This is a genomic window from Streptomyces sp. NPDC055632, from assembly GCF_053618675.1.
Map to the genome: position 1 here is coordinate 48,663 of NZ_JBSHHY010000027.1, position 20,966 is coordinate 69,628.

19 protein-coding genes are annotated in these 20,966 nt (G+C 75.4%); 11 read left to right on the top strand and 8 right to left on the bottom strand.

Features of this window, described 5'->3' with window-relative positions; genetic code table 11:
* Window positions 1-5: 5 nt before the first annotated feature.
* Both ACWGSR_RS28055 and ACWGSR_RS28060 read right to left on the bottom strand, forming a co-directional pair.
* Window positions 6-1,067, bottom strand: a complete 1,062-nt coding sequence (locus ACWGSR_RS28055; RefSeq protein ID WP_453570135.1) for a MerR family transcriptional regulator — start codon at window positions 1,065-1,067, stop codon at window positions 6-8.
* A gap of 38 nt (window positions 1,068-1,105) precedes the next feature.
* A complete protein-coding gene (locus tag ACWGSR_RS28060; RefSeq protein ID WP_453570138.1) occupies window positions 1,106-1,819 on the bottom strand; it encodes an adenosylcobinamide amidohydrolase in 714 nt (237 codons plus the stop codon).
* A 225-nt stretch (window positions 1,820-2,044) separates the two neighbouring features.
* On the opposite strand from ACWGSR_RS28060, the gene ACWGSR_RS28065 reads away from it, so the two are divergent.
* Window positions 2,045-2,698, top strand: a complete 654-nt coding sequence (locus ACWGSR_RS28065; protein WP_453570140.1) for a fasciclin domain-containing protein — start codon at window positions 2,045-2,047, stop codon at window positions 2,696-2,698.
* 345 nt (window positions 2,699-3,043) lie between these two features.
* Window positions 3,044-5,146 (top strand): hypothetical protein, encoded by a 2,103-nt coding sequence (locus tag ACWGSR_RS28070; RefSeq protein WP_453570143.1) that lies wholly within the window; start codon window positions 3,044-3,046, stop codon window positions 5,144-5,146.
* Window positions 5,147-5,166: 20 nt separating this feature from the next.
* Here ACWGSR_RS28070 and ACWGSR_RS28075 read toward each other — a convergent pair whose 3' ends face one another.
* Entirely contained in the window at window positions 5,167-5,763 is a 597-nt protein-coding gene (locus tag ACWGSR_RS28075; RefSeq protein ID WP_453570146.1) for a helix-turn-helix domain-containing protein, read from the bottom strand.
* Window positions 5,764-5,976: 213 nt separating this feature from the next.
* Between ACWGSR_RS28075 and ACWGSR_RS28080 the strand changes: the two genes are divergently transcribed.
* Genes ACWGSR_RS28080 through ACWGSR_RS28090 form a run of 3 tightly spaced genes read left to right on the top strand, consistent with a single transcriptional unit; the run spans window position 5,977 to window position 8,470 of the window.
* Window positions 5,977-6,567: a hypothetical protein gene (locus ACWGSR_RS28080; RefSeq protein ID WP_453570149.1), complete on the top strand. Its 591-nt coding sequence runs from the start codon at window positions 5,977-5,979 to the stop codon at window positions 6,565-6,567.
* Window positions 6,462-7,100: an aryl-sulfate sulfotransferase gene (locus tag ACWGSR_RS28085; protein WP_453570215.1), complete on the top strand. Its 639-nt coding sequence runs from the start codon at window positions 6,462-6,464 to the stop codon at window positions 7,098-7,100. Before ACWGSR_RS28080 ends, ACWGSR_RS28085 begins: the two co-directional genes overlap by 106 nt.
* Entirely contained in the window at window positions 7,097-8,470 is a 1,374-nt protein-coding gene (locus tag ACWGSR_RS28090) for a uracil-xanthine permease family protein (RefSeq protein ID WP_376235713.1), read from the top strand. Before ACWGSR_RS28085 ends, ACWGSR_RS28090 begins: the two co-directional genes overlap by 4 nt.
* 72 nt (window positions 8,471-8,542) lie before the next feature.
* Here the strand turns inward: ACWGSR_RS28090 and ACWGSR_RS28095 are convergent, their stop codons facing one another.
* Complete coding sequence (locus ACWGSR_RS28095; protein ID WP_376235715.1) at window positions 8,543-9,523, bottom strand: LuxR C-terminal-related transcriptional regulator; 981 nt, start codon at window positions 9,521-9,523, stop codon at window positions 8,543-8,545.
* Between the two features lie 165 nt (window positions 9,524-9,688).
* Between ACWGSR_RS28095 and ACWGSR_RS28100 the strand changes: the two genes are divergently transcribed.
* The 4 genes from ACWGSR_RS28100 to ACWGSR_RS28115 all read left to right on the top strand — a co-directional run bounded on the left by ACWGSR_RS28100 (window position 9,689) and on the right by ACWGSR_RS28115 (window position 14,006).
* Window positions 9,689-10,276, top strand: coding sequence for a hypothetical protein (locus ACWGSR_RS28100; RefSeq protein WP_376235718.1), 588 nt, complete (start codon window positions 9,689-9,691; stop codon window positions 10,274-10,276).
* Window positions 10,269-11,552 carry an MAB_1171c family putative transporter gene (locus ACWGSR_RS28105; RefSeq protein WP_376235721.1) on the top strand — a complete coding sequence of 428 codons (1,284 nt, stop codon included), beginning with the start codon at window positions 10,269-10,271 and terminating at the stop codon, window positions 11,550-11,552. The genes ACWGSR_RS28100 and ACWGSR_RS28105 overlap by 8 nt, the downstream gene beginning before the upstream one ends.
* Window positions 11,553-11,707: 155 nt before the next feature.
* Window positions 11,708-13,051 carry an NAD(P)/FAD-dependent oxidoreductase gene (locus ACWGSR_RS28110; protein WP_453570153.1) on the top strand — a complete coding sequence of 448 codons (1,344 nt, stop codon included), beginning with the start codon at window positions 11,708-11,710 and terminating at the stop codon, window positions 13,049-13,051.
* Window positions 13,052-13,067: 16 nt separating this feature from the next.
* The gene (locus ACWGSR_RS28115) at window positions 13,068-14,006 is read left to right on the top strand and encodes a phytoene/squalene synthase family protein (RefSeq protein ID WP_453570156.1); all 939 of its coding nucleotides are present in this window, start codon (window positions 13,068-13,070) and stop codon (window positions 14,004-14,006) included.
* A gap of 10 nt (window positions 14,007-14,016) precedes the next feature.
* Here the strand turns inward: ACWGSR_RS28115 and ACWGSR_RS28120 are convergent, their stop codons facing one another.
* On the bottom strand, window positions 14,017-14,826 hold the full coding sequence (locus tag ACWGSR_RS28120) for a hypothetical protein (RefSeq protein ID WP_453570159.1): 810 nt from the start codon (window positions 14,824-14,826) through the stop codon (window positions 14,017-14,019).
* Between the two features lie 514 nt (window positions 14,827-15,340).
* Between ACWGSR_RS28120 and ACWGSR_RS28125 the strand changes: the two genes are divergently transcribed.
* Both ACWGSR_RS28125 and ACWGSR_RS28130 read left to right on the top strand, forming a co-directional pair.
* Window positions 15,341-16,603 (top strand): hypothetical protein, encoded by a 1,263-nt coding sequence (locus ACWGSR_RS28125; protein ID WP_453570161.1) that lies wholly within the window; start codon window positions 15,341-15,343, stop codon window positions 16,601-16,603.
* A 197-nt stretch (window positions 16,604-16,800) separates the two neighbouring features.
* Window positions 16,801-17,310 carry a hypothetical protein gene (locus ACWGSR_RS28130; RefSeq protein WP_453570164.1) on the top strand — a complete coding sequence of 170 codons (510 nt, stop codon included), beginning with the start codon at window positions 16,801-16,803 and terminating at the stop codon, window positions 17,308-17,310.
* Between the two features lie 33 nt (window positions 17,311-17,343).
* On the opposite strand, the gene ACWGSR_RS28135 is transcribed toward ACWGSR_RS28130, so the two are convergent.
* The 3 genes from ACWGSR_RS28135 to ruvB all read right to left on the bottom strand — a co-directional run bounded on the left by ACWGSR_RS28135 (window position 17,344) and on the right by ruvB (window position 20,820).
* On the bottom strand, window positions 17,344-18,738 hold the full coding sequence (locus ACWGSR_RS28135; RefSeq protein WP_376235736.1) for a sulfatase family protein: 1,395 nt from the start codon (window positions 18,736-18,738) through the stop codon (window positions 17,344-17,346).
* Window positions 18,739-19,443: 705 nt separating this feature from the next.
* Window positions 19,444-19,713, bottom strand: a complete 270-nt coding sequence (locus ACWGSR_RS28140; protein WP_453570168.1) for a hypothetical protein — start codon at window positions 19,711-19,713, stop codon at window positions 19,444-19,446.
* Window positions 19,714-19,815: 102 nt separating this feature from the next.
* Window positions 19,816-20,820, bottom strand: coding sequence for a Holliday junction branch migration DNA helicase RuvB (gene ruvB / locus ACWGSR_RS28145; RefSeq protein WP_376235797.1), 1,005 nt, complete (start codon window positions 20,818-20,820; stop codon window positions 19,816-19,818).
* Between the last annotated feature and the right edge of the window lie 146 nt (window positions 20,821-20,966).

Genomic DNA, 20,966 nt, shown 5'->3' on the forward strand with positions numbered 1-20,966 from the left:
CCCGGTCACACCGGGGGAGCGGCCCGTACCCCCGCGTGGTGGGAGAGCGCGTCGAGCGCCTCCCGCAGACCGCCCGGGCGCAGCGTCCCCGGCTCCAGGGTCCGGCCCGCCCAGCCGGGACCGGCCAGGAGCATCAGCGGACGCGTCCGCGCCCCCTTCACGCCGAACGAGCTCCCGGCGACGTGCCGGGCGAGGGCGTGGTTCGCGGTGGAGCGCGCCTGGGACCAGAGCACGACCGCGGCCGGGCCCATGCGCCGCACGGCGGCGTCGAGCGCCTCGGCGGGGACGGCCGCGCCGAACATCCGGGTCGGCAGACCGCGCTCGGAGAGCCCCGCCGCCAGCGCTTCGAGCGGCAGGGTGTGCTGTTCGCCGGGCACACAGGCCAGGAGCACCGGCGGTACGGAGGCCACGGAGCCGTGTCCGGCGGGCGCGACCTGCCGGAGCGCGGTCGACACGTGCCAGGACAGCAGGTGCTCCACCTCGACGTAGCGGTCACCGGACGACTCCCACTTGCGCCCCACCGCGTGCAGGGTGGGGGCCATCACCTCCTCCCAGGCGGTGACGAGCCCGTGGTCCGCGACGGCGTCCCGGAGCAGCGCGTCCAGGGCGGGGCCGTCGAGCCGCACGGCGGCCCGCGCGAGCCCCCGGCACTCCCGCCGCACGTCGCCGAGCGGCAGCCCGTTTCCCGACCCGGGCTGCCGGGTCGGCCCCGGCCCTCCGGGACCCGCTTCCCGCTCGTCCACCGGTTCCGGGTCCGGTTCACGGGCCGGGGCCGTGGACCGGACCCGCGTCCCCGGCGTCGTGCCGGGGGCCGCGTCCGGGACCTCCGTCCTGCCCGTCCGCGCGATCCGCGCCGCCTCGGCCGGCGGGGCCCCCGAGGCCGTCAGCCGGCACATCTCCTCCAGCATCGCGACGTCGTCCGGGGCCCAGCGCCGGTGCCGCCCGTCCTCGCGGGCGGCGGGGCCGATCCCGTACCGCCGGTCCCAGGAGCGCAGGGTGGTCGGTGACACCCCGAGGCGCCGCGCCACCGTTCCGGTGGTGAGGCCGTACGTCGCCGAATCGGTCATACGATCAGGTTACGACGCACAAGCGATGCGAGTACGCCTCAGGCGGCCGGTCCGGTGCGCTCGGCGGCCAGCAGCCCCGCGCAGGCCTCCCGTGTCGCCCGGTGCACGGCACGGGCGAGCCGCGCGCCCCAGAGCGAGCGCGGTCCGGCGAAAGGCTCCGCGAACGGTCCGGCTCCGTTCCCGTCGGCGGAGGGCGCGGCCACGCAGACGGCGTCCGTCGGCGTGCCGGAGGCGTCCGCGCCCAGTTCGACCAGGGCCTGCGTCTTCGCCTCCGTGGCGGTGGCCACCGCGTTCACGAGGGCCGCGTCCGTCAGGGGCACGGGCAGCGACACGATGATGTTGATCGTCCCGGGGCGCGGGACCGCGATCCCGCCGGCGCCCGGAGCGGCGGCCCAGCCCCGTACCCCGATCCCGGCCGTGACCACGGCGTGCGCGCCGCCGTCCACCGCGTGGCGCCGGTCCGCGACCGAGGCCGCCGTCATGAGGCCCACGCCCGGGCCGGAGAGCCCGGCGTCCGAGGCGAGTTCGCTGAGGTGGGCGACGGGGTCGAGCCGGTCGTAACCGGGCGGCACCTGGGCGTTGACCACCCACTCCCGCTCGCCGATGCCCCCGCCGAGCACCGCGCTCGACACCATCCGCACACCCGGCCCCGGGACCCAGACGAGGAGCGGCCACTCCCGCCCCCGTTCCGTGTGGCCGAGCAGGACGGCGTCGGCGAGGGACGGGCGGGCGGGGAGGGTCCGGGAAAGCACCCCACACCCTAACGCGCGGCCTTTTTCTCACTCGAACGAGTGAAAGCCCCTTTCGGACCCATCCGGTCGGCGCCCGGTTCCGAATCACCCGTGACAGCAGGGCCGGAAGCGAACGATTCGCCGCCGACGGCCCGGACGCGCCACCGCCCCCCGCCGGGGAGGCAGTGCCGCCTCTCCCCATAGGTGCGCAGTCCTCTACGCATCCGGACCAAAGAGGTTCCTCCCATGACCACTTCCCGCATCCGCCGCGCCGCCGTCGCCGTGGCCGCCGCGGCCGTACTGCCCTTCGCCCTGGCCGCCTGCTCGGACTCGGGCAAGAACGAGGCGTCCGGGTCCGGCGCCCAGGCCTCCAGCGCCCCCGCGCAGGAGAACACCTCGGCCCCCGCCGACTCGGGCATGACCTCCGACGGCCCGTTCGGCCCGGCCTGTGCCGGTGTGCCGAAGGAGGGCGCCGGCTCCTTCGACGGCATGGCGAAGGACCCCGTCGCCACGGCCGCCTCGAACAACCCGGCCCTGTCCACCCTGGTGACCGCCGTCAAGCAGGCCGGTCTGGTCGACACCCTCAACAACGCCCAGAACATCACCGTGTTCGCGCCGACCAACGACGCCTTCGCGAAGATCCCGAAGGCCGACCTGGACAAGGTCCTGGCCGACAAGGCCATGCTGACCAAGATCCTCACGTACCACGTGGTGGGGCAGAAGCTGACCCCGAAGCAGCTGGAGAACGGCACCTTCGAGACCCTTGAGAAGAGCACGCTGACCACGAAGGGCTCGGGCGAGGAGTACACGGTCAACGACTCCTCGAAGGTCGTCTGCGGCAACGTCCCCACGGCCAACGCGACCGTCTACATCGTCGACACCGTCCTGATGCCCAAGTAGGCGCCGCAGAAAAGGCGCCACGCGCGCGGAGCCCGCGGCGGGAGCGACCGCGGGCCGGACCGAACGGGATCGGGCCCCACGCGCGCGTGAATACGTCCGAAGGGCACTCACAGGCGGGACCACCGGAACTTGGGGCCGGTGGTCCCGTTGCCGTGCCGGGTGCCGTGCCCGGTGTCCGGTGGTCCTTCTGCGGTGCCGGTGGTCCCGCTGCCGTGCGTGGTGCCCGCTGCCCGGTGCCGGTGGTCCCGCCGCCGTGCCCGGTGCCGTTTTCCGTCGCCGTGCCCGAGGCGTGGACCCGCCACCGGCGCGGAGTGACGCCCGGCCCGCCGGACTCGTTTGCCGGGCATGCCGTCCCGTCACGCCGTCCCCGGCGCCGCGATACCAGCCCACCGCCCCGCCCGCGAGGCCGCCGAGGCCGCGCTCGTCGAGCACTACCCCGCGCTCGTACGGCTCGCCCACCTCGTCCTGCCGCCCGCGCTCGGCCGCCACCGCCGCGTCCTCGCCGCCCACGCCCTCGTCCAGAACTCCCTGGTGGGGACGGCCGGCCGGCCGAAGGGCGGGACGCCCCCGACCGGGCCGCCGACCGCCGGGGCCTCCCTGCCCGGGCAGCGCTCCGGCGAGCGCCCCGCGCACGCGTGGCTGCGGGCGACCGTCGTCCGCGCCGCGCTCCGCCCGCCGCGCCGCTTCCCGCCCCCGTTCCCCTTCCCGCTGCCCCTCGTCCTCGGCCTGCGGCTCTTCCCCCGGGCCGGGGGAACCGACGAACTCGCCCTCGACCGGGCCCTGGCCGAGGCCGCCCCCGCCACCCGGGCCGCGCTCGCCCTGCGGACGCTCGAAGGCCTCCCCGCCGACGCGGCCGCCCGGCTCCTCGCCTCGGCGGGCGTCGCGGATCCCGCCGCCGCCCTCCGCGCCGCCGAACGGATCGACGCGGCGTCCGGCACCGACGTCGAGACGCTCCTCCGCAGCGCCGAGTTCGACCCCTGCACCGTCCACACCCGGCCCACCGACCTCCTGCGCCGCCGCCGGCACACCCGGCTCGCCGCCCTCGCCGGTGCGCTGCTGCTCGCCACGGCGGGCGTCGCCGTCGCCGCCGGGGTCCGGGCCGGGACGGAGGCGGAGCCCGCCGCCTCCCGGGCCGCCCCGGCCCTGACGGCGGACCCCGCCGCGCTCCTCCGCACGCCCGCCGACCGCTGGGCCGACACCTCGCGCGTCGACCTCACCGCCTGGCCCGCCCGCGGTGCGGGGACACGGGACACGGCCCTGCTCCGGCGGGCCCTGGAGGCGTGGGCCCGGGGCGCCGGGGACGGCGTCCGGCCGACCGCCGCGCCGGACACGTCCGTCTCCCCGCCCGCCGAACCGCCCCGGCTCCTCTTCGCGGGCCCGGTCGACGGCGCGGACGTGGTGCTCCTGCACGACGGGCGCAGGCTCGCCCGGTACGCCGAACCCCGCGACGGACGCGGGCCCGTCGCCCTCGACCTCGCGCGGGCCGACGACGCCGACGTCACCACCGGCGCCGCCGTGGCCCTCACCCGCACCGCCGGGCGGGCCCGGTACCTCCTCGCGCCCTGGATCGCCGAGGCGGCGGTACGGGACCTCGGCGCGCCCGGCACCGCCGCCCGCCCGCTGGACGTCACCCCGGACGGAGTGACCGGCCCCGTCCCGTACGGCGTCCCGTCCCGCGCGGGGCGTGCGCCCGGCGCGTGCGCGGGCGCGACCGCGCTCCAGCTTCGCTCCTCGACCCGGATCGTCGAGGACCACGCCTTCCTCCTCGCCGACCTCGGGGAACTCGTCCCCGCGCACCTCACGTGGACGCCCCCGCCGGGCACGGGCGCCCCGGCGCGCGCGCCCCGCGAGGCGACCGGCGCACGCGGGCTCGCGGCCTGGGCGCGTTCGGCCTGCTCCCTGGCGGCGCTGCACGGCACCGGGGTCCGGTCGGTCAACCGCTGGGAGTACGCCGAACAGCCCCTGCCCGAGCGGGCGGGCCGGGCCCTGTGGGTCTGCTCCCGCGCCGAGACCTGGGAGGGGAGCGGCCGGGCGGCCGTCTCCTTCGAGGCGCCGGGCGGCCCCGCGCCCCGGCCCGTGACGGAGCTCCGGGACACGGCGGCGTGCGGCCGCTTCGGCCAGCACGTCCTGGCGGGCACGTACTGGACGGCCCCGTCGGGCAGGCGGTACCTGCTCGCGGCGGGCAGCCGCCGGCTGACCGGCGTCACCGCCGGGAGAGCCGTCGCCGCCACCGCGCGCGGCCCGTTCCTGGCGGCCCGGGCCACCGCGGAGGGACCGGTGCGCCTCACGGGCCGGCTCCCCGACGGCTCCGCCCTCCCGGGGTTCGACGTGCTCCCGGAGCCCACCGCCCATCAGAGATTCGCCACCCATCAGGGACCCACCGGCCACGAGGGATCCACCGGCCGACGGGGGCCCACCGCCCTCCTCGGCCCCGCCGTCCTCCCGTAAGGCCCCGGCCGCCGGCCGCGTCAGGGTTCTAGGACCTCCACGTGGTCGGCGACCGCCACCACCAGGACGCGGGCGCCGGGGCCGACGGTGCGCCAGCGGTGGCGCACCCCGCCGGACATCAGCAGCGTGTCCCCGCGCCCGAGGCGGTGGACCCGGCCCTCCGCCTCCACCTCCACCGTCCCGTCCGCGACGTACAGCAACTCGTCGTTCCGGTGCAGGAACTCGCGGTCCGCGTCGTGCTCGCCGGTGAACTCCAGGGCGTGCACCTGGTGGCGGCCCCGGGTTACCGGCCGCACCCGCGCGCCGTCCCGCAGACCGCTGTCGTCCCCGGCGCGGACCACGTCCACCGTGCGGGTCTCGTCGGACGCGGCGAGCAGCTGGACGGCGGTCGTGTCGAGCGCGTCGGCGATCCGCTGGAGCGACCGCATGCTGGGGCGGGCCCGGTCGTTCTCGATCTGGCTGAGGAAGGGCGAGGAGAGCCCGCTGCGCTCCGCCACGTCGGCCAGGGTGAGGTCGAGGGACCGCCGGCGACGGCGCACGGCCGCCCCCACCCGGGGCGCGCGCCCATCATCGCCGCCCTGCTTCCCTCCGTCGCCGCGCGGCGTCCTCGCCTCCATCGTCGTCCCCGTCCCTCTCCGCCCGGCGGTGCCTGCCGCGATCCTCGCTGCTCCCGGCACCCTACGCGGCGGCCGTGACGGGATCCGGGCACGGTTTCGCACTCCTGACACACGCCCGTCACATGACGCCTCTAGTTTCAAAGCCAGTTGCTCCAGTCAAAGAAAGTTTGACGACGGAGCCCCGCAGCCGACCCGGAACGCAGGAGCCCCGCCATGCCCGCGATCGACCAGAACTCCCGCCGCCGACGACCGACCGGCCTCCTCGCCCTGGACGAGACCGCCGCCCACCCCGGCCACACCCTCTACGCCCCGCTCACCGGCACCGGCGAGGTGTACCTCGTCGACCTGCGCGGCGAGACCGTCCACCAGTGGAACCTGCCGTACCGCCCCGGCCGCCACGCACGCCTGCTCGCCGACGGCACCCTCGCCTACAACGGCGTCCTGCCCGGCGAGGACGCCCCGTTCCCGATGTGGCACAAGTACCGGGGCGGCGTCATGCTCCACGCCGCCCCCGACGGCACGGTGCTCCGCGAGCACCGCGACCCCCTCCAGCACCACGACGCCCACCACCTCGACGACGGCCGGATCCTCTACACCGCCCTCGAACCCCTCCGGGCGCCGACGCCGAAGCCGTACGCGGCGGAGTGCCCGGCTCCGAGGCCGACGGCGGCACCGTCTGGGCCGACACCATCCGCGAGATCGGACCCGACGGCGAACTCCTCTGGTCCTGGAACGCCTCCGAACACCTCGACCGCGACGCGTACCCGCTGCACGAGGCGTACGCCCGCGAGCACTGGCCCCTGATCAACAGCGTCACTCCGCTCCGCGACGGCAACGTCCTCGCCAGCCTCCGCAGCGTCTCGGCCGTCGTCGTCATCAGCCGGGAGACCGGCGAGATCCTGTGGCGCAGCGCCCCCGGCACCACCAGCCAGCAGCACGCCCCGACCGAGCTCGACGACGGCCGGTTCCTCGTCTTCGACAACGGCGTCTTCCGGCCGCACCACGACGTCCCGTACTCCCGCGTCGTCGAGATCGACCGGGAGAGCGGCGCGATCGCGTGGGAGTACCACGACCCGGCCCGCGAGTTCTTCTTCGCCCCGTTCATGGGCTCCGCGCAGCGCCTCCCCAACGGCAACACCCTCGTCACCGACTCCCCGTCCGGCCGGCTCTTCGAGGTGACGAAGGACGGCTACCTGTGCTGGGAGTACGTCGTCCCGCACTTCGCCGGATACCGGGAGGACGAGGTCCGCGGCCTCTTCCCGTCCGAACCCAACGCCGTCTTCCGCGCCTACCGCTACGCGGCCGCCGACATCCCGTGGCTGGGGGCCGGCTCGTGACCCCGACCACCGCCCCCGCACCGGCCGCCGCGTCCGGCACCGCCCCGGTCGACGCCCGCGTCCCGGCCCGCAGACTCCTGCCGCTCGCCGCGCAACACGTCCTCGCGATGATCGCCGCGCCCGTCTCCACCGTCTTCCTCACCGCCGGCACCCTGGGCCTCGCACCCGGCACGACGGCCTCGCTGCTCAGCGCCGTCCTCATCCTGTGCGGGGCGGGCGCGCTGCTCCAGTCCCTGGGCGTGTGGCGGATCGGCGCCCGGCTGCCGTTCGTCATGCTGCCCGGCGGCGCCGCCACCGCGCTCTTCCTCCAGATCGCCCAGGACCACGGCACGCCCACCGCCGCCGGCTCCGTCCTCCTCGCGGCGGCGCTGCTCATCGCCGTGCTCCCGCTCTACGCGCGCGTGGTCCGGCTCTTCCCGCCGCTCGTCATGGGCGTCACCGTGCTCCTCATCGGCATTGCGATGATCCGGGTCGCCGCCCGGCTCGTCACCGGACCCGACGGCGAGGGAGAACCCCGCGCCGTCCTCCTCGCGGGCCTCACCGTCGCCGCCACCGTCGGCGCGTACGTCCTGCTGCGCGGGGTCTGGCGGCAGACCGCGATCCTCACCGGCATGGCGGCCGGCGTCCTGCTCGCCGTCGCCACCGGCCTCGGCGCCTTCACGCCCGCGCCCGGCAGCGGCTTCTCGCTGCCCGCCCTCCTCCCGTACGGCACACCGCGGTTCGACGTCCTGGCCGCGCTGCCGCTGCTCGTCTTCAGCCTCACCACCCTGGCCGAGATCACCGGCCAGACCGTGCTGAACAGCGAGACCGTCGGCCGGACCCCCGACCCCGGCAGGGACGTCCCCCGCGTCGCCCGCGCCGACGCCCTCGTCTCCCTCGTGGGCGGCCTCTTCGGCACGTCCCTGATGGTGACCAGCGCCGAGAACATCGGCATCGGCCGGCTCACCGGGGTCCGCAGCCGCTTCGTCACCGCCGCGGCCGGGGCGCTCCTGATCGGCGTCGGCCTGGCGACCCCCGTCTCCCGCGCCCTCGCCGGCATCCCGGAGGCGGTCGTGGGCGGCTCCTCGCTCGTCGTCTACGCGGTGATCGCCGTGATGGGCGTCGAGATGCTCCGCCGCGCCGATCTCTCCGGCACGGGCTCCATGGCCGCCGCCCTGGCCCTCGCGGCCGGCCTGCTGCCGCTCCTGACCCCCGGCCTGTACGACGGCTTCCCCGGCTGGGCCCGCACGGTCCTGGGCAGCGGCGTCGTCGCCGGCACGCTGACCGCCGTCCTGCTGACCGCGCTCCTCGGCCGGTCCGGCCGACGGGACGGGGACCCGGAACCGGACGGCGCGAGGACCGGGGCCCCGGGGCCGCGCGCCCCCGGGTGACGGGAGGGCCCGCGCGCGGCCGGCGTCCGTCCCGTGGTCGCCCGGCCCGGGCGGTACGCCTCCCGCGCGGGATCATCCGTCGACGGCCGCCCGCTGCCGCTTGCCGAGCTCGTACATCAGCTGCTCGTTCGTCCTGACCTTGAAGCGGGTGCGCAGGGCAGCCACGTAGGTCGTGTAGGTGCGCGGGCTGATCTCCAGCGTCCGGGCGATGGCCTCGCGGGTGCCGCCCTCGGAGAGCATCCGGAGGATGTCGCGCTCGATCAGCTCGCGGTCGCTGGGGCCGTCCGCCGGCGCCGGGAACCAGGGGTCCGCCGCCTCCCAGTGCAGCTCGTACTCCTCCCGCAGCCACGCGAGCAGCGCCGGGTCCCGGACGGCGATGGCGGGTTCGTCCTTCCCCTCGCCCGCCCGGCGGTCCGAGATCAGCGCCACCGTGTCGGTGATGACCATGCGGGGGAACCTGCGCGAGGAGGTCCTGCTCTCGGCGGCTCCGGTCCCGGCCGTCCTCCGGGCGTACTCGGTCTCGGGAGCCCGGGTCCGGGCGCTCGTCGGGTAGAGGCTGCGGTAGCGGACGCCTCCCCGCTCCAGGAGGGTGACGTCGCGGACGGTCGACGTCGCCAGCCGCTCCGGGTGCCTCGGCCGCGTCTGGGACGACCAGACGGCGGTGGAGGCCTCGATCGCGTTGTGGAGGAGGTGGTGGACGGCCGTCGGGCCCTCGACGATCTCGATCGCGTCGGTGTCGGGCCGGACTTCGGCGCCCGCCCGGTCCAGCGCGCCCAGGACCGACGGGATCCGCCGGATGCGCCGGATGCGGCGTTCGACTTCGTCAAGTTCCCGGCGGATCAGCTCCCGTTCGACGTGGGGGAGCGGCCTCGTGCTGGGCCGGTCGGTGAGGGGCTCGGTGAAGACGACCCCGGCCCTCCGCAGGTTCGCCAGTCGCGGATCGTCCGCCTCCAGGCCGTCGTCCCCGCGCCGGAGCTGCCGGTAAAGCCGCACGTCGTCCTCGGAAAGGCCGAAGCCGTCGGCCTCGTGGGCCGCTTCGCCGCGTTCGTCCACAGTCTCCCCCTGCCCATCCGCGCAATGCGCCGATGGGCATCCTCGATTCCTTGCGAGCGCCGAACCGGTAAGGAAGCCTAACTCTCCGTGAGTTGACCGGGCGCGCGGGAAGAACCCGCGGAGCAGCGCGGGAAACCCCGCTTCGCGCACGAGGAGAGACCCGGGATGCCCCTGAAGGAGCCGCGCCGTCCGGACGCGCACGGGCGGCGGGCGGCCGACAGGTGGACCGCCCTGCGCGAGCAGGTGCACCTGTGGGCGGCGACGCGCCGGGCCGGACGCCTCATCAACCGCGATCTGGGCCTCGTGGGCGCCGGCGACATGGAGGCGGTGATCAGGGCGGTCGAGGAGAAGCGGGGCAAGAGGATCACCATGGTCCGGGTCCCGCTCCCCCCGGAGGTGTCCGCCTTCTGCGTCCGCGGCCACGACCGGGAGTACGTCGTCGTCGACTCGCGGGCCGGTGAGCTGACCCGGGCGCACGCCACCCTGCACGAGCTCTTCCACCTCTGGGAGGAGCACCCCGCCGAGGACGGCGGCCACGACCTGGAGATGGACGAGTCCACGGTCCGCCTGCTCCTGCCCGGCATCAGGCCCGAGGCCGCACTGAGGATCCTGACCAGGTCCCACTACACCAAGAAGGCCGAACTGGGCGCGGAGACGTTCGCGACGCTCATGCTGCAACGGCTGCACCTCTCCGGGGCGCGCGGCGACGAACCGGTCTCGTCGACCCTCGCGCACAGGAGCGCCGGTGTCTGAGGGGACGACCACGGCGGTCTACTTCTGCGTGGCGGCGATCAACCTGCTCATCAGCGCGGGGAAGGGCATGGCCCTCCTGCGGGAGCGGACGGCCACCCTGGCCCTGATCACCCTCAGCTTCTCCGTGTCGGTCCCGGTGTACGCGGCGGCCAGCCCGGCCGGCTACCGCGTCCTCGGCGAGCTCACCGGGCGCCCCAGCGCCGCGACCCTCCCGGTCTACGCGGGAATCGTCGTCTGCTACGCGATCACGCACGTCCTCACGGTGCTCTGGACCGTGACCTCCTCGCCCGGCGAGCGCGCCGGGGTGAACCGGCGCGCGCGGGCGTGGGCCGGAGCGTACGCGGGCGTGATCGCGGCCATGGTGGTCACCTTCCGGGCGGCCGACCTGGACGGGCGCCCGGCGGACCCCCTGCGCTTCAACACCGACTTCGCCGAGGGGCAGCCGTTCGTCCTCGCCTTCCTCGCCCTGTTCCTGAGCGCGCTGTCCTGCGCCACGCTCGGCACCGCCCGGCTGGCCCGGCGCACGGTCCCGCGAGACCCGGAGCTCCGGCACGCGGTCCGGTACTTCAGCGTGTCGATGGTGATCTGCTTCGGGTACGTGGTGTGCAACGTCCCGGCCGTCCTCCTCGCGAGCCTGGGCGGTCACGCCCTCGACGAGGTGGGCGTCCTGGGATCGCTCTTCGGCACCGTCGGGGCGCTCCTCACGAGCTACGGGATGACCGGGGCCGCCGTGAGCGCGTGGCTGCGGGAACGGCGGGACGTCAAGACCCTCGAACCGCTGTGGCGGCTCGCGGTGAAGGACGTGGACGAAAGGCTCGCGCTCGACCCGCGCGGCACCGGCCTGCGCCTCACCCACGTGCGCTTCACGCTGCACCGCCGGGTGGTCGAGATCCTCGACGGGATGCGCGTGCTGCGGGCCTGGTCGTCGGCCGACGCGGCCGGGACCGCCGAACGGCACGTGGAAGCGGGGGACCCGTCCCTCCCCGCGGCGGAGCGGCAGGCCGTCGTGACGGCGGTCGTCCTGCTCGACGCCGCCCTGCGCCTCCGCGAGGCACGGCTCCGCGCGGCCCGTTCGGGGCAGGCCCGCCCGGTCCCGCCGGACGCCCCGGCCGCTCCGCTTCCCGGAGAGGACACGGCCGCGTCCGACGAGCGGCGCCGACTCCTGCTCGTCGCCGCCCACTTGGACCACCCCCTCGCCGTCGCGGCGCTGCGGGAGCTGCGCGCCGGGGACGCCGACCCGCGGGGGGCCTCCGGTGACCGCGCGGTAATGTCCTGACCGGCCGGTGCGGAGCACGCCGTCGCGGACGGCGTTCGACACCGGCCCGTACGGAACACGGTGTCGCCGACGGGGCTCGACACCGGCCGGTACGGAGCACGGCGTCACCTACAGCGTTCGATCACCCGGCCGTCGGGCCGGGACGGGGGGTTCATGTGAAGCGGGCCGTCGTCATGGGCGGAAGCTACGCCGGGCTTTTCGCCGCCCGCGTGCTGAGCGACCACGCCGAGGACGTCGTGGTGGTGGAACCCGACGTCATGGGCCCCGACGGCCTCGGGCGGCGGGTCCCGCAGCGGCACCAGCTCCACGCCCTGCTGTCCATGGGGCACACGCAGCTGGAGCGCTGGTTCCCCGGGATCACCGACGACCTGGTGAAGGGCGGCGCGCTCCTGGGCGAGGGCGAGGACGTGCGGTTCTACCTGGACGGGCGCCTGAAGGCCCCGGTGCCCGGGGCGCGCATGCTCGGCGCCACCCGGCCGTTCCTGGAGAACCACCTGCGCCGCCGGGTCGAAGGGCTCGCGCACGTGCGGTTCGTCCGGGCGCGGGCCACCGACCTCGTGCTCCGGAACGGCCGCGTGGCCGGAGTGACCACCGCGGCGCCCGAGAGCGGCGACGCGGCCGGCGACGGCTCCGGCGACGGGTCCGGGGAGACGATCGACGCCGACTTCGCGGTCGACGCGATGGGCCGCAACAGCCCCCTGGAGGACTGGCTCGTCCGGCACGGCTGGGACAGGGCGCCCGTCGACAGCATGAGGATCGACCTCGGATACGCCACCGCCCTGTTCCACCGCGGGGACGAGCTGGGCGGTACGGTCGTCGCCCACTCCAGCCCGGGGCCCGCGAGCGGCTACCTGCCCACGGTGACGGAGCCCGGCGCCCTGGCCGCGGTGGAGGGCGACCGCTGGTCGGTCGTCCTGGCCGGCTACGCCGACCACCGCCCCGGGCCCGACCCCGAGGAGTTCCTCCGGCGGATGCGCCGCTGCGTCGACCCGATCCGGACGGTGGCGGACGCCTCCACGATGATCGGCGGGGTCAGGACGTACCGCTTCGTCGAGAGCCGCCGCCGCACGCACTCCCGCCTCGACCGGTTCCCCGGCGGACTCGTCGTCGTGGGAGACGCGCTGGCCAGCGTCAACCCGGTCTACGGCCAGGGCCTGACGCTGTCGGCCCTCGCGGCCAACGCCCTCGGCGCCCACCTGCGTTCGACTCCCTCCCCGCAGCTCCCGGCCCGGAACTACTTCCGCCTCGCCGAAGCCGTCGTGGAGGGGGCCTGGCAGCTCTCCACGGCGGCCGACCTCGCGCAGCCCCACGTCACCGGCCCGTACCCCCGGGGCCACCGCGCGCGCAAGTGGGTCGCCGACAGGCTCACCGAGGCGTCCGTGCTCGATTCCGCCGTGAACGCGCGGTACATGGGAGTCGTGAACATGGAGCTGCCGCCGAAGGCCCTGACCGACGTCCGGTTCCTCGCGCGCGCCGCCCGCGTGCTGATCAGCGGCTGACGGGAGGGAAGCGGACATGTGGGAACGCGTCCTCGACCGCGCGGGCATCCGGGAGCCGGAGGCCCGCCGGGGATACACGGCACAGCGCCGGGCGGTGCGCCGGTTCGCACCGGCCGAGTACACGGCGGCCCGGCTGCTGCTGCCGGCGCCGCTCCAGCCCGACGTCGTCGTCCTGGTCGCCTTCATGCACGAGACCGACGACCGGATCGACCGCGGCGACCTGCCCGAGCGGGAAGGGGCGCTCCGGCGGTGGCGGGCGCTCACGGACGAGGCCCTGGCCACCGGCGCGTCCCCGCACCCGGTCCTCCAGGCCCTCGCCCGGGCGGTCGACCGGCATCCGGTGCTGCGCGCCCGCGTGCGGGCGTTCCTCGACGGGGCCGCCCTGGAGGTGGCCTGGGAGCGGTTCGGCACGGAGGCCGAGGTCGAGCGGTACGTCGAGGGGTACTCGCTGCCCGCCCTGATGCTCTCCATGGGCCTGCTCGTGCCCGACGGCGAGGCCGCGTCGGCCGGGTTCGAGCGCGCCTGCCTGGCGCTCATCACGGCCATGCAGCGGCTCGACTTCCTGGAGGACCTCGCGCAGGACGTCCGGGAGGGGAGGGTCGGCGTCTCTGACCAGGCCCTCGCCCGGCACGGCCTGACGGTCCGGGACCTCCACGCGGAGGCGGCGCGCACGGACCGGGTCGCGGAGCTCGTCGCCGGTCAGACGGACGTCGCCGTCGCCTTCCTGGCGGCGGCACGGCCGCTCGTCGGCCTCGCGGCCGGGGCCCACCGCCCCTTCCTGCGGGCCGTCCTGGGGGTGCAGGAACTGCGCGCGGCGGCGGTGCGGAAGGCCGGGGCGTCGCTCGTGGTCCGCCCGAGCGGGCCCTCGCCGCTCGGGTGCGGTGCCGTACTGCTTCGGGAGCTGGTGCGCCGGGGTCCTCTTCCGGCCGTGGTCCGGCGCGGGCCGCGCGGCTGAGACCCGGCCGTCACGGCTGCCGCAGCAGTCCCCGGATCTTGCCCATGAGGCGGGTGCGGGAGGGCGGGGCGAGGGCGCGGACCTGGTCGGCGATCTCCCGGAGCTCCCGCTCCTCCGGGTCGGTCGCGGGTTCCGGCAAAGAGGACCGTTCCCACAGGGGCTGTTCCTGCGGGGCCCGTTCGGACGGGTCCTGTTCCGGCGGGTCCTGTTCCGACCGGTCCTGTTCCGGCGGGTCCTGTTCCGGCGGCGCGGGCGTGAGGACCGCCGCGAGGGCCTCCTGGAGCCGGCCGGCGAGCCTGATGTCCGCGACGTCGATGCTGCTGCGCATCGCGAGGTGGCTGACGCGCTCCCCGCGGAGGGTGCTCAGCGTGAGGAGGCTCGCGCAGACCGGGCGCAGCGCCCGCGCGAGGGCCCGCCGGCCGTTGGTGCTCAGGAACCCCGGGTCCACGTCGAAGAACTCCTCCAGCGAGGCCGTCACGGCCCTGCCGGCCTCCCGGCTGCCCGAGAGGAGGGCGGAGACCATGCCCCGGGACAGGCCGAGCGCGTCCGCGATGTGGATCTGCTTGTAGGGCTTCCCGTCCGGCGCGCGCCGGGTGTCGAGGAGGAAGGCCAGCCGGTCCGTGAAGCCCGGGTTCAGCGCCTCGTCCGGCACCGGCTCGCCCCGCAGGAGGGCGAGGACGACCTCCTCCGGGATGCCGGTCCGGTGGGCGACCGAGTCCAGCTCCAGGTCCTCGTGGGTCATCGCCATGGCGGGGAGCAGATCGTTGATCGCCGTGATCAGCGCCGCGAGGTCGTCCGGCGGTGGTTCGACGGCGTTCATACGGGGCGGTCTCCGGTCTCCGGTCTTCGGTGGGAGGAGGTGGTGGTGCGAGGTGGTGGTGCGGAGGGGCGGGTGCGGGCGGGTGCAGGTTAACCGTCCGTCGCCGCCCGCGTCACGGTCGCCCGCCGTCCGGGGGGCCGGCTTCGGCCATGAAGTTCACAATTGTTGACACGGTGGGTCGGGTGCAGCAAGATCGGTGAACGTGCCGGTCCCCCGGGGGAATTCGGCGGGCCGACCGCGTACGGCGGTGCGCGAGCCGGCACGCGGAACCCCCGGGGGGACGGGTACGAGGAGGGCCGTCCGCACGGGGACGCGGCGCCGCCGCTCCACGGTCGTCGCGACCGGCCGGACCACCGGCACGGAAACCAACCCGAACCGCAGGGGGTGCTTCGAGGCGGGCGCGTCGCGACCGCGCCGGCCTCGGGAACGGCTCTCGGCCGCAGCCTCGGACGGCGGTGCTCCCGATCGTGGCCCGGTCCGCCCGGCTCCCCCGCCCGCCAGAGGGAGCTCTGCCATGTCTCGCGCACCGGACGCCCCCTCCGCCCGTCGGCCGGACCCCGGCACCGTCGCCGTCGTCGCGCCGCACGGCGACGACGACGGCCACCTCCGCGAGTACTCCCGTCTCGGCTGGGACTGCGTCGCCGTGGTACTGCCGGACCACGAGCGCCCCGCCGCCCACCGCGACCACGTCCTGGACGTCCCCGGATACTCCGTCACCGTCGCGCACAACGGAATGCGGCACACGGTGAAGAGGCTCGCGGGCAGGGACGTCGACCTGGTGGTCGCCGGGAGCGGCTCGGGAGTGGGGCTCGCCGACCGCCTCTCCCGCCTCCTCGGCCTCCCCGGGAACGACCCCGGCACGACGTTCGTCAGGACCAACCGGGCGATCCAGGCGGCCGCGCTGGGTGATTCGGGGATCGCGTCGGCCGCGTCGATGTACTCCACCGACGTGCGGGACGCCCTGCGGTGGACCGACATGGTCCGCTTACCGTCCTACGTCGTCGCGGCGGCCGACAGCTCGGTGACGGCACGGCCCGTCGTCTGCGCCACGCCGGACGAGGTCGCCGCCGCCTGGCACCGGGTGGGCCGGGCCGCCCTGCACCAGGCCGGGTCGGGCGAGGTGATGGTCCAGCAGCGCGTCCCCGGCCCGCAGTACCTCGTCCAGACCATCAGCGGCCCCACGCCCGGTGAGCACCTGGTGTCCGCCGTCTGGGCCGAGATCCGGACGGACGCGCGCGTGCACGACCGCTCCGAACTCCTGGACCACCGCGGGCCGCTCTTCCGCGCGCTGTCGCTCCACGCCCTGCGGGTCCTGCCCGTGCTCGGCATCGCCCACGGCGCCGCCCGGCTCCGGGTGGCGTGGTGCGAACGGCGCGGTCCGGTCCTGCTGTCGGCGCGCGCCTTCGCCCAGCCGTCCCCGGCCGACGACTACTCCCCTTCGGTCAGCCACATCGCCGCGGCGGCCCGCGCGGCGACGACCGACGGCCTGGGCAGGGCGTCGGCGAGCCGGGAACGGGCCGTGATGCGGGTCTCCCTCGCGGCCCCCGCCGACGGCTGCGTGCTCGACGCCGCCCTGCTGCGGACCATCTCGACCCTGCCCACCCTGGCCCACATCATCCGGTTCGCGCGGCCCGGCAGCCCCCTGCGCAAGACCCTCGACCGGGCCTCGTCCCCGGGCGAACTCGTGCTGACCGGCGCCGCTCGCGCGGTCGAGGAGGACTACCGGCTGATCCGCTCCATCGAGCGGGTCGGCCTCTACGCGGGGCGGTGCGGGTGAGGGGAGGGGCGCCGACACCGGCGCCGGGTCCGCCCGGGAGGAGGAAGGCGCCCCTCCTGACCCCGGAGCGGAAGACCCCTCCCGCCCCCGGAGCGGAAGACCCCTCCCGCCCCCGGAGCGGAAGACCCCTCCCGCCCCCGGGATACACTGCCCCGCTCCACCCCCGACCGGAGGTCGCCCGAGTGTTTCCCGGACGGATGTCCGCCGCTGTCCTGTCGGTTCCGGTGCTTCTCGCCCTGTCCGGCTGCTCTTCCTGGATCTGCACCGACACGACCGCGCCGCGCGGCGAGGCCGCTGCCAAGGTGCGGGTCCGGGACGTGTACGGCCAGTCCTCCGGCGTCACCGCCGAAGTCGTCGACTGGCGCCTCGAACCCCACCCGCAGGTGCCCCACGAAGGCGACCGGGTCCGCTTCCGCTTCCGCTTCGACGGCGCCGACGAGTACTCGGGCCCCGCGCTGGACGTCTGCGCGGTGGACGAGGACCGCGTGGTCCTCGGATGCCAGGAGGTCCACTCGTACCAGGCGTTCGGGCCGGGCCGCGTCCCCGTGGGGGACGACTGGCTCGCCGTCGAACACCCCGAGCGGGTCACCGAAGTGCTCCTGATCCCCAACGACCGGTCCCACACCGGCCGCAGCTGCGAGCACGACCCCAAGGACGGCGGCGGGACGCACCCCCCGGAGTCGCCCCGCCGGGGCGACCGGCTCTGACCTCCGCCCGGCCGCTCGTCCCGGCGGCCCCCCTCAGGACGTGCGGTCCGCGGCCAGCGCTGCCGCGAGCCCCGGGATGCCGAGCGCCTTCTCCTGCGCGGGCGTGGCCTGGTGGAGGCTGTTGCTCAGCTGGTAGGGGTCCGCGTCCAGGTCGTAGTACTCGCGGAACTTGACCCGGCCCGTCCCGCTGACGTTGCCCGCGGCGTCCGTGTGGAGCTCGTAGTACTCCGTGTACTGGCGGTCCTTGGCGACGTACGACGACCAGGTGTTCTGCCCCTCCGTGCCCGTGCCCTGCTTCCACCACTCGATCAGCAGGTGGTCGCGGGAGTACCCGCCGAGCAGCGAGCGCCCGTCGTGCGGCGTGTCCGGCGTGATCCCGGCCGCGTCGAGCACGGTCGGCGCGATGTCGATGTTCGCCACGATCCGGTTGTCGGTCGTGCCCCCGCCGAGGCCGCCACCGGGCCAGGAGAGGTAGAACGGCACCTCGTGGGCGGGCCGGTACGGCACGCCCTTGCCCCCGAGCCCGTGGTCGGCCCAGTTGAAGCCGTTGTCGCCGATGTAGATCACCAGCGTGTTGTCCAACTGGCCCAGCGCCGCCAGCTTGTCGCGGAACGCCCCCACCGCGTCGTCCACCGAGCGCAGCGTCCGCAGCTGCTTCGCCCGCGTCAGCCGGCCGTCCGCGAGCGTCTGCGTCGCGTTGCGCACGTACGCCGGCTTGTCGCTGCGGTCCGCCTCGGGCACGGACGGACGCCCGTCCCAGGCCGGCACGTCGGTGCCGGCGTACTTGGGCTCGGGGGTGTTGGGCCCGTGGGAGGCGTACGGGGTGACGTACGCGAACCAGGGCCGGTCGTCCGTGCGGGATTTGTCGATGAACGCCAGCGTGCGGTTCTTCACCACGGTGGTCGTGTAGCCGGGCACGGTCTGCACGGTTCCGTCCACGTTGAACGTCCCGTCCACGTACGACGGCCTGAGCAGTGCGAACTCCTCGAAGTGCGGCGGAGCCTCGGACAGGTCCCAGGAGTTGAGGTACTTGCCGAACAGCCCCGTCCGGTATCCCGCCTGCTTCAAGTACCGCTGCAGCGTCGTGTGCTGGTCCAGCGAACGCGAGGCTCCGTTGTTCCGCACCCCGTGGTTGTGCGCGTACCGCCCGGAGAACACCGACGAGCGCGACGGTGCGCACAGCGGCGTGGTGGCGTGCCCGTTGGTGAACCGCACCCCCTGCCCCGCCAGCCAGGCGACGGTCTTCGGCGTCGCCCACTCGGTCTGCTTGGGCTGGTCGTCGGTGACGATCAGCAGCACGTTGGGCCGCGCGGCGGCGGCCCGGGCGGGTGCGGCGGCGAACACGGGAACGGTGGCGCCGGCGGCGACGGCCGCGGCGCCGGCCAGCACCCCCCGACGACTGGGACCGGACGCATTGGTCGTGGCCATGACAATATCCTCTCGGCTGTGTGCGGAGCGGCGAAGGCAGCGGACAGGACGCTACGGCCGCGCCCGCCCGCGATCCATGCACGCGAAACCAAGAGTTCGTTGCCGCGTTGTTGCCGAAGTGCTTCGCCCCGTGCCGTCGGGACCGGTGCCGGACGTGATCCCGGCGACACTCACCCGCCGACGCGTACGGCGCCACGTCCCGCTGCCACACTCGGGACGACCCACCCGATGATCACGTGCCACGCGGCCCGGCCCCGACAAGGTGGACATGCTCCCGTCCGAAGCGCCCATGCGCCAGGAACCCCCTCCGCGAGCCGGACGGCGGCGCGCACGCGCCGTCCCGGGAACCGCGCTCGCCTTGTTCCTCTCCCTCACCGGCATCACACTGAGCGCGACCCGAAGACGGGGAAGTGCGGGGGCGTCGCCACCGGCATCGCGCAGACCCAGGAGAACCACGGCTTCAGCGCGAAGACCCTCACCACCCAGTACCGCGCCGGCATCCGCGGTCCTCGACTCCTGCCTCGACGGCCGGACCCGCACCGGCGACGGCGACGGGACCACACCGTCCACCGCCTGGCGCGACCTGTTCTGGGCGCCCTCGGTCACCGGCGGCGGCCAGGCGCGCACCGTCCCCACCCTCGGCGAGGCCCGCGGCAAGGTGGTCCTGATGGGCTTCCGGGCGCCCAGGGGCGGCATCTACGACGGCTACGGCACCGCGCAGCCCTTCCCGGCCGGCGGCTCCAGCGAGGAGTACGTCCAGGACGCGTACGAGGTGCCCACCATCAGCGACACCGCCGGCAAGTGGGAGAAGGTCCGCGCGCACCTGCGCCGGACCAACGGCACCTGGGACTCCTCCCGCCCCGGCGAGAACGGCCGGTCCACCGCCGACGAGTACGTCGTCGAGGGGACGAGCCACGGGATCGCGTTCCTGTTCCCCGGGGTGTGGAACTTCGAGTTCTGCGTGACCGCCGTCAACGGCGCGCTGGAATCGGGGAAGTCCTCCTGCGTCGTCGCCCGCGGCCCGCGGGCAGCTGACCTCCTGCCGCCGGGCCGGGGTCCGGTCGACGAGCAGACCGGTCACAGCGGCGACGTGGGCACGGGGGGCGGCACGAGCCCGAAATGGGTCCACGCGGCGGGCGTCGCGACCCGCCCCCGGGGCGTCCGGGCCAGCAGCCCCTCCCGGACCAGGAACGGCTCGGCGACCTCCTCCACCGTGTTCCGCTCCTCCCCCACGGCGACCGCGAGGGTGGCCAGGCCCACCGGTCCGCCGCCGAACAGCTTCAGCAGGGCGCGCAGCACGGCCCGGTCCAAGCGGTCCAGGCCACGGCCGTCGACCTCGTAGAGCCCCAGGGCCGCGGACGCGATCTCACCGGTGACCACGCCGTCCGCGGTGACCTGGGCGTAGTCCCGCACCCGGCGCAGCAGCCGGTTGGCGATGCGGGGGGTCCCGCGGGAGCGACCGGCGATCTCGGCGGCGCCCGCGGGCTCGATCTCCACCTCGAGCAGCCGGGCGGAGCGGTGGACGACGCGCTCCAGTTCGGACGGGTCGTAGAACTCCATGTGGGCGGTGAAGCCGAAGCGGTCGCGCAGCGGCGGGACCAGCAGGCCGGCCCGGACGGTGGCGCCGACGAGGGTGAACGGCGGCAGTTCGAGGGGCATGGCGGTCGCTTCGTGGCCGGTGCCGACGACGATGTCGACGCGGAAGTCCTCCATCGCCAGGTAGAGCATCTCCTCGGCGGGCCGGGACATGCGGTGGATCTCGTCGAGGAAGAGGACCTCGCCCCCGGTGAGCGAGGCCAGGACCGCCGCCAGGGCCCCGGGGTGCTGGATGGCGGGGCCGGAGGTGAGGCGCAGCGGGGCATCCATCTCCGCGGCGATGATCATCGCCAGGGTGGTCTTGCCGAGCCCCGGGGCACCGGAGAACAGCACGTGTTCGGCGGTGGCGCTCCGCTGCCGCGCGGCCCGGAGGAGGAGGTCGAGCTGCTCGCGGACCCGTTCCTGACCGATGAACCCGTCCAGGGCCTTGGGGCGCAACGCCGCCTCGGTGGCCCGGTCCTCGCCGTCGGCGGGGGCCGCGACCAACTGCTGGACCGGCTCTGCCGCAGCGGGCCGGCCGGCGGCGGTCCCGCCCGGGGCCGGCGTCCCGTCCCGGAGCGCGGCGCCGCCGGGGAGCAGGGCGCCGTCCCGGGACACCGGCGCTCGCCCCGCTCCGGGATGAGGGGGCGGCA

Bases quoted from the DNA above. Each gene is read 5' to 3' on its own strand.
- ACWGSR_RS28055 (WP_453570135.1), bottom strand. From the start codon at position 1,067: ATGACCGATTCGGCGACGTACGGCCTCACCACCGGAACGGTGGCGCGG.
- ACWGSR_RS28065 (WP_453570140.1), top strand. From the start codon at position 2,045: ATGACCACTTCCCGCATCCGCCGCGCCGCCGTCGCCGTGGCCGCCGCG.
- ACWGSR_RS28070 (WP_453570143.1), top strand. From the start codon at position 3,044: ATGCCGTCCCGTCACGCCGTCCCCGGCGCCGCGATACCAGCCCACCGC.
- ACWGSR_RS28075 (WP_453570146.1), bottom strand. From the start codon at position 5,763: ATGGAGGCGAGGACGCCGCGCGGCGACGGAGGGAAGCAGGGCGGCGAT.
- ACWGSR_RS28080 (WP_453570149.1), top strand. From the start codon at position 5,977: ATGCCCGCGATCGACCAGAACTCCCGCCGCCGACGACCGACCGGCCTC.
- ACWGSR_RS28100 (WP_376235718.1), top strand. From the start codon at position 9,689: ATGCCCCTGAAGGAGCCGCGCCGTCCGGACGCGCACGGGCGGCGGGCG.
- ACWGSR_RS28115 (WP_453570156.1), top strand. From the start codon at position 13,068: ATGTGGGAACGCGTCCTCGACCGCGCGGGCATCCGGGAGCCGGAGGCC.
- ACWGSR_RS28120 (WP_453570159.1), bottom strand. From the start codon at position 14,826: ATGAACGCCGTCGAACCACCGCCGGACGACCTCGCGGCGCTGATCACG.
- ACWGSR_RS28125 (WP_453570161.1), top strand. From the start codon at position 15,341: ATGTCTCGCGCACCGGACGCCCCCTCCGCCCGTCGGCCGGACCCCGGC.
- ACWGSR_RS28130 (WP_453570164.1), top strand. From the start codon at position 16,801: ATGTCCGCCGCTGTCCTGTCGGTTCCGGTGCTTCTCGCCCTGTCCGGC.
- ACWGSR_RS28135 (WP_376235736.1), bottom strand. From the start codon at position 18,738: ATGGCCACGACCAATGCGTCCGGTCCCAGTCGTCGGGGGGTGCTGGCC.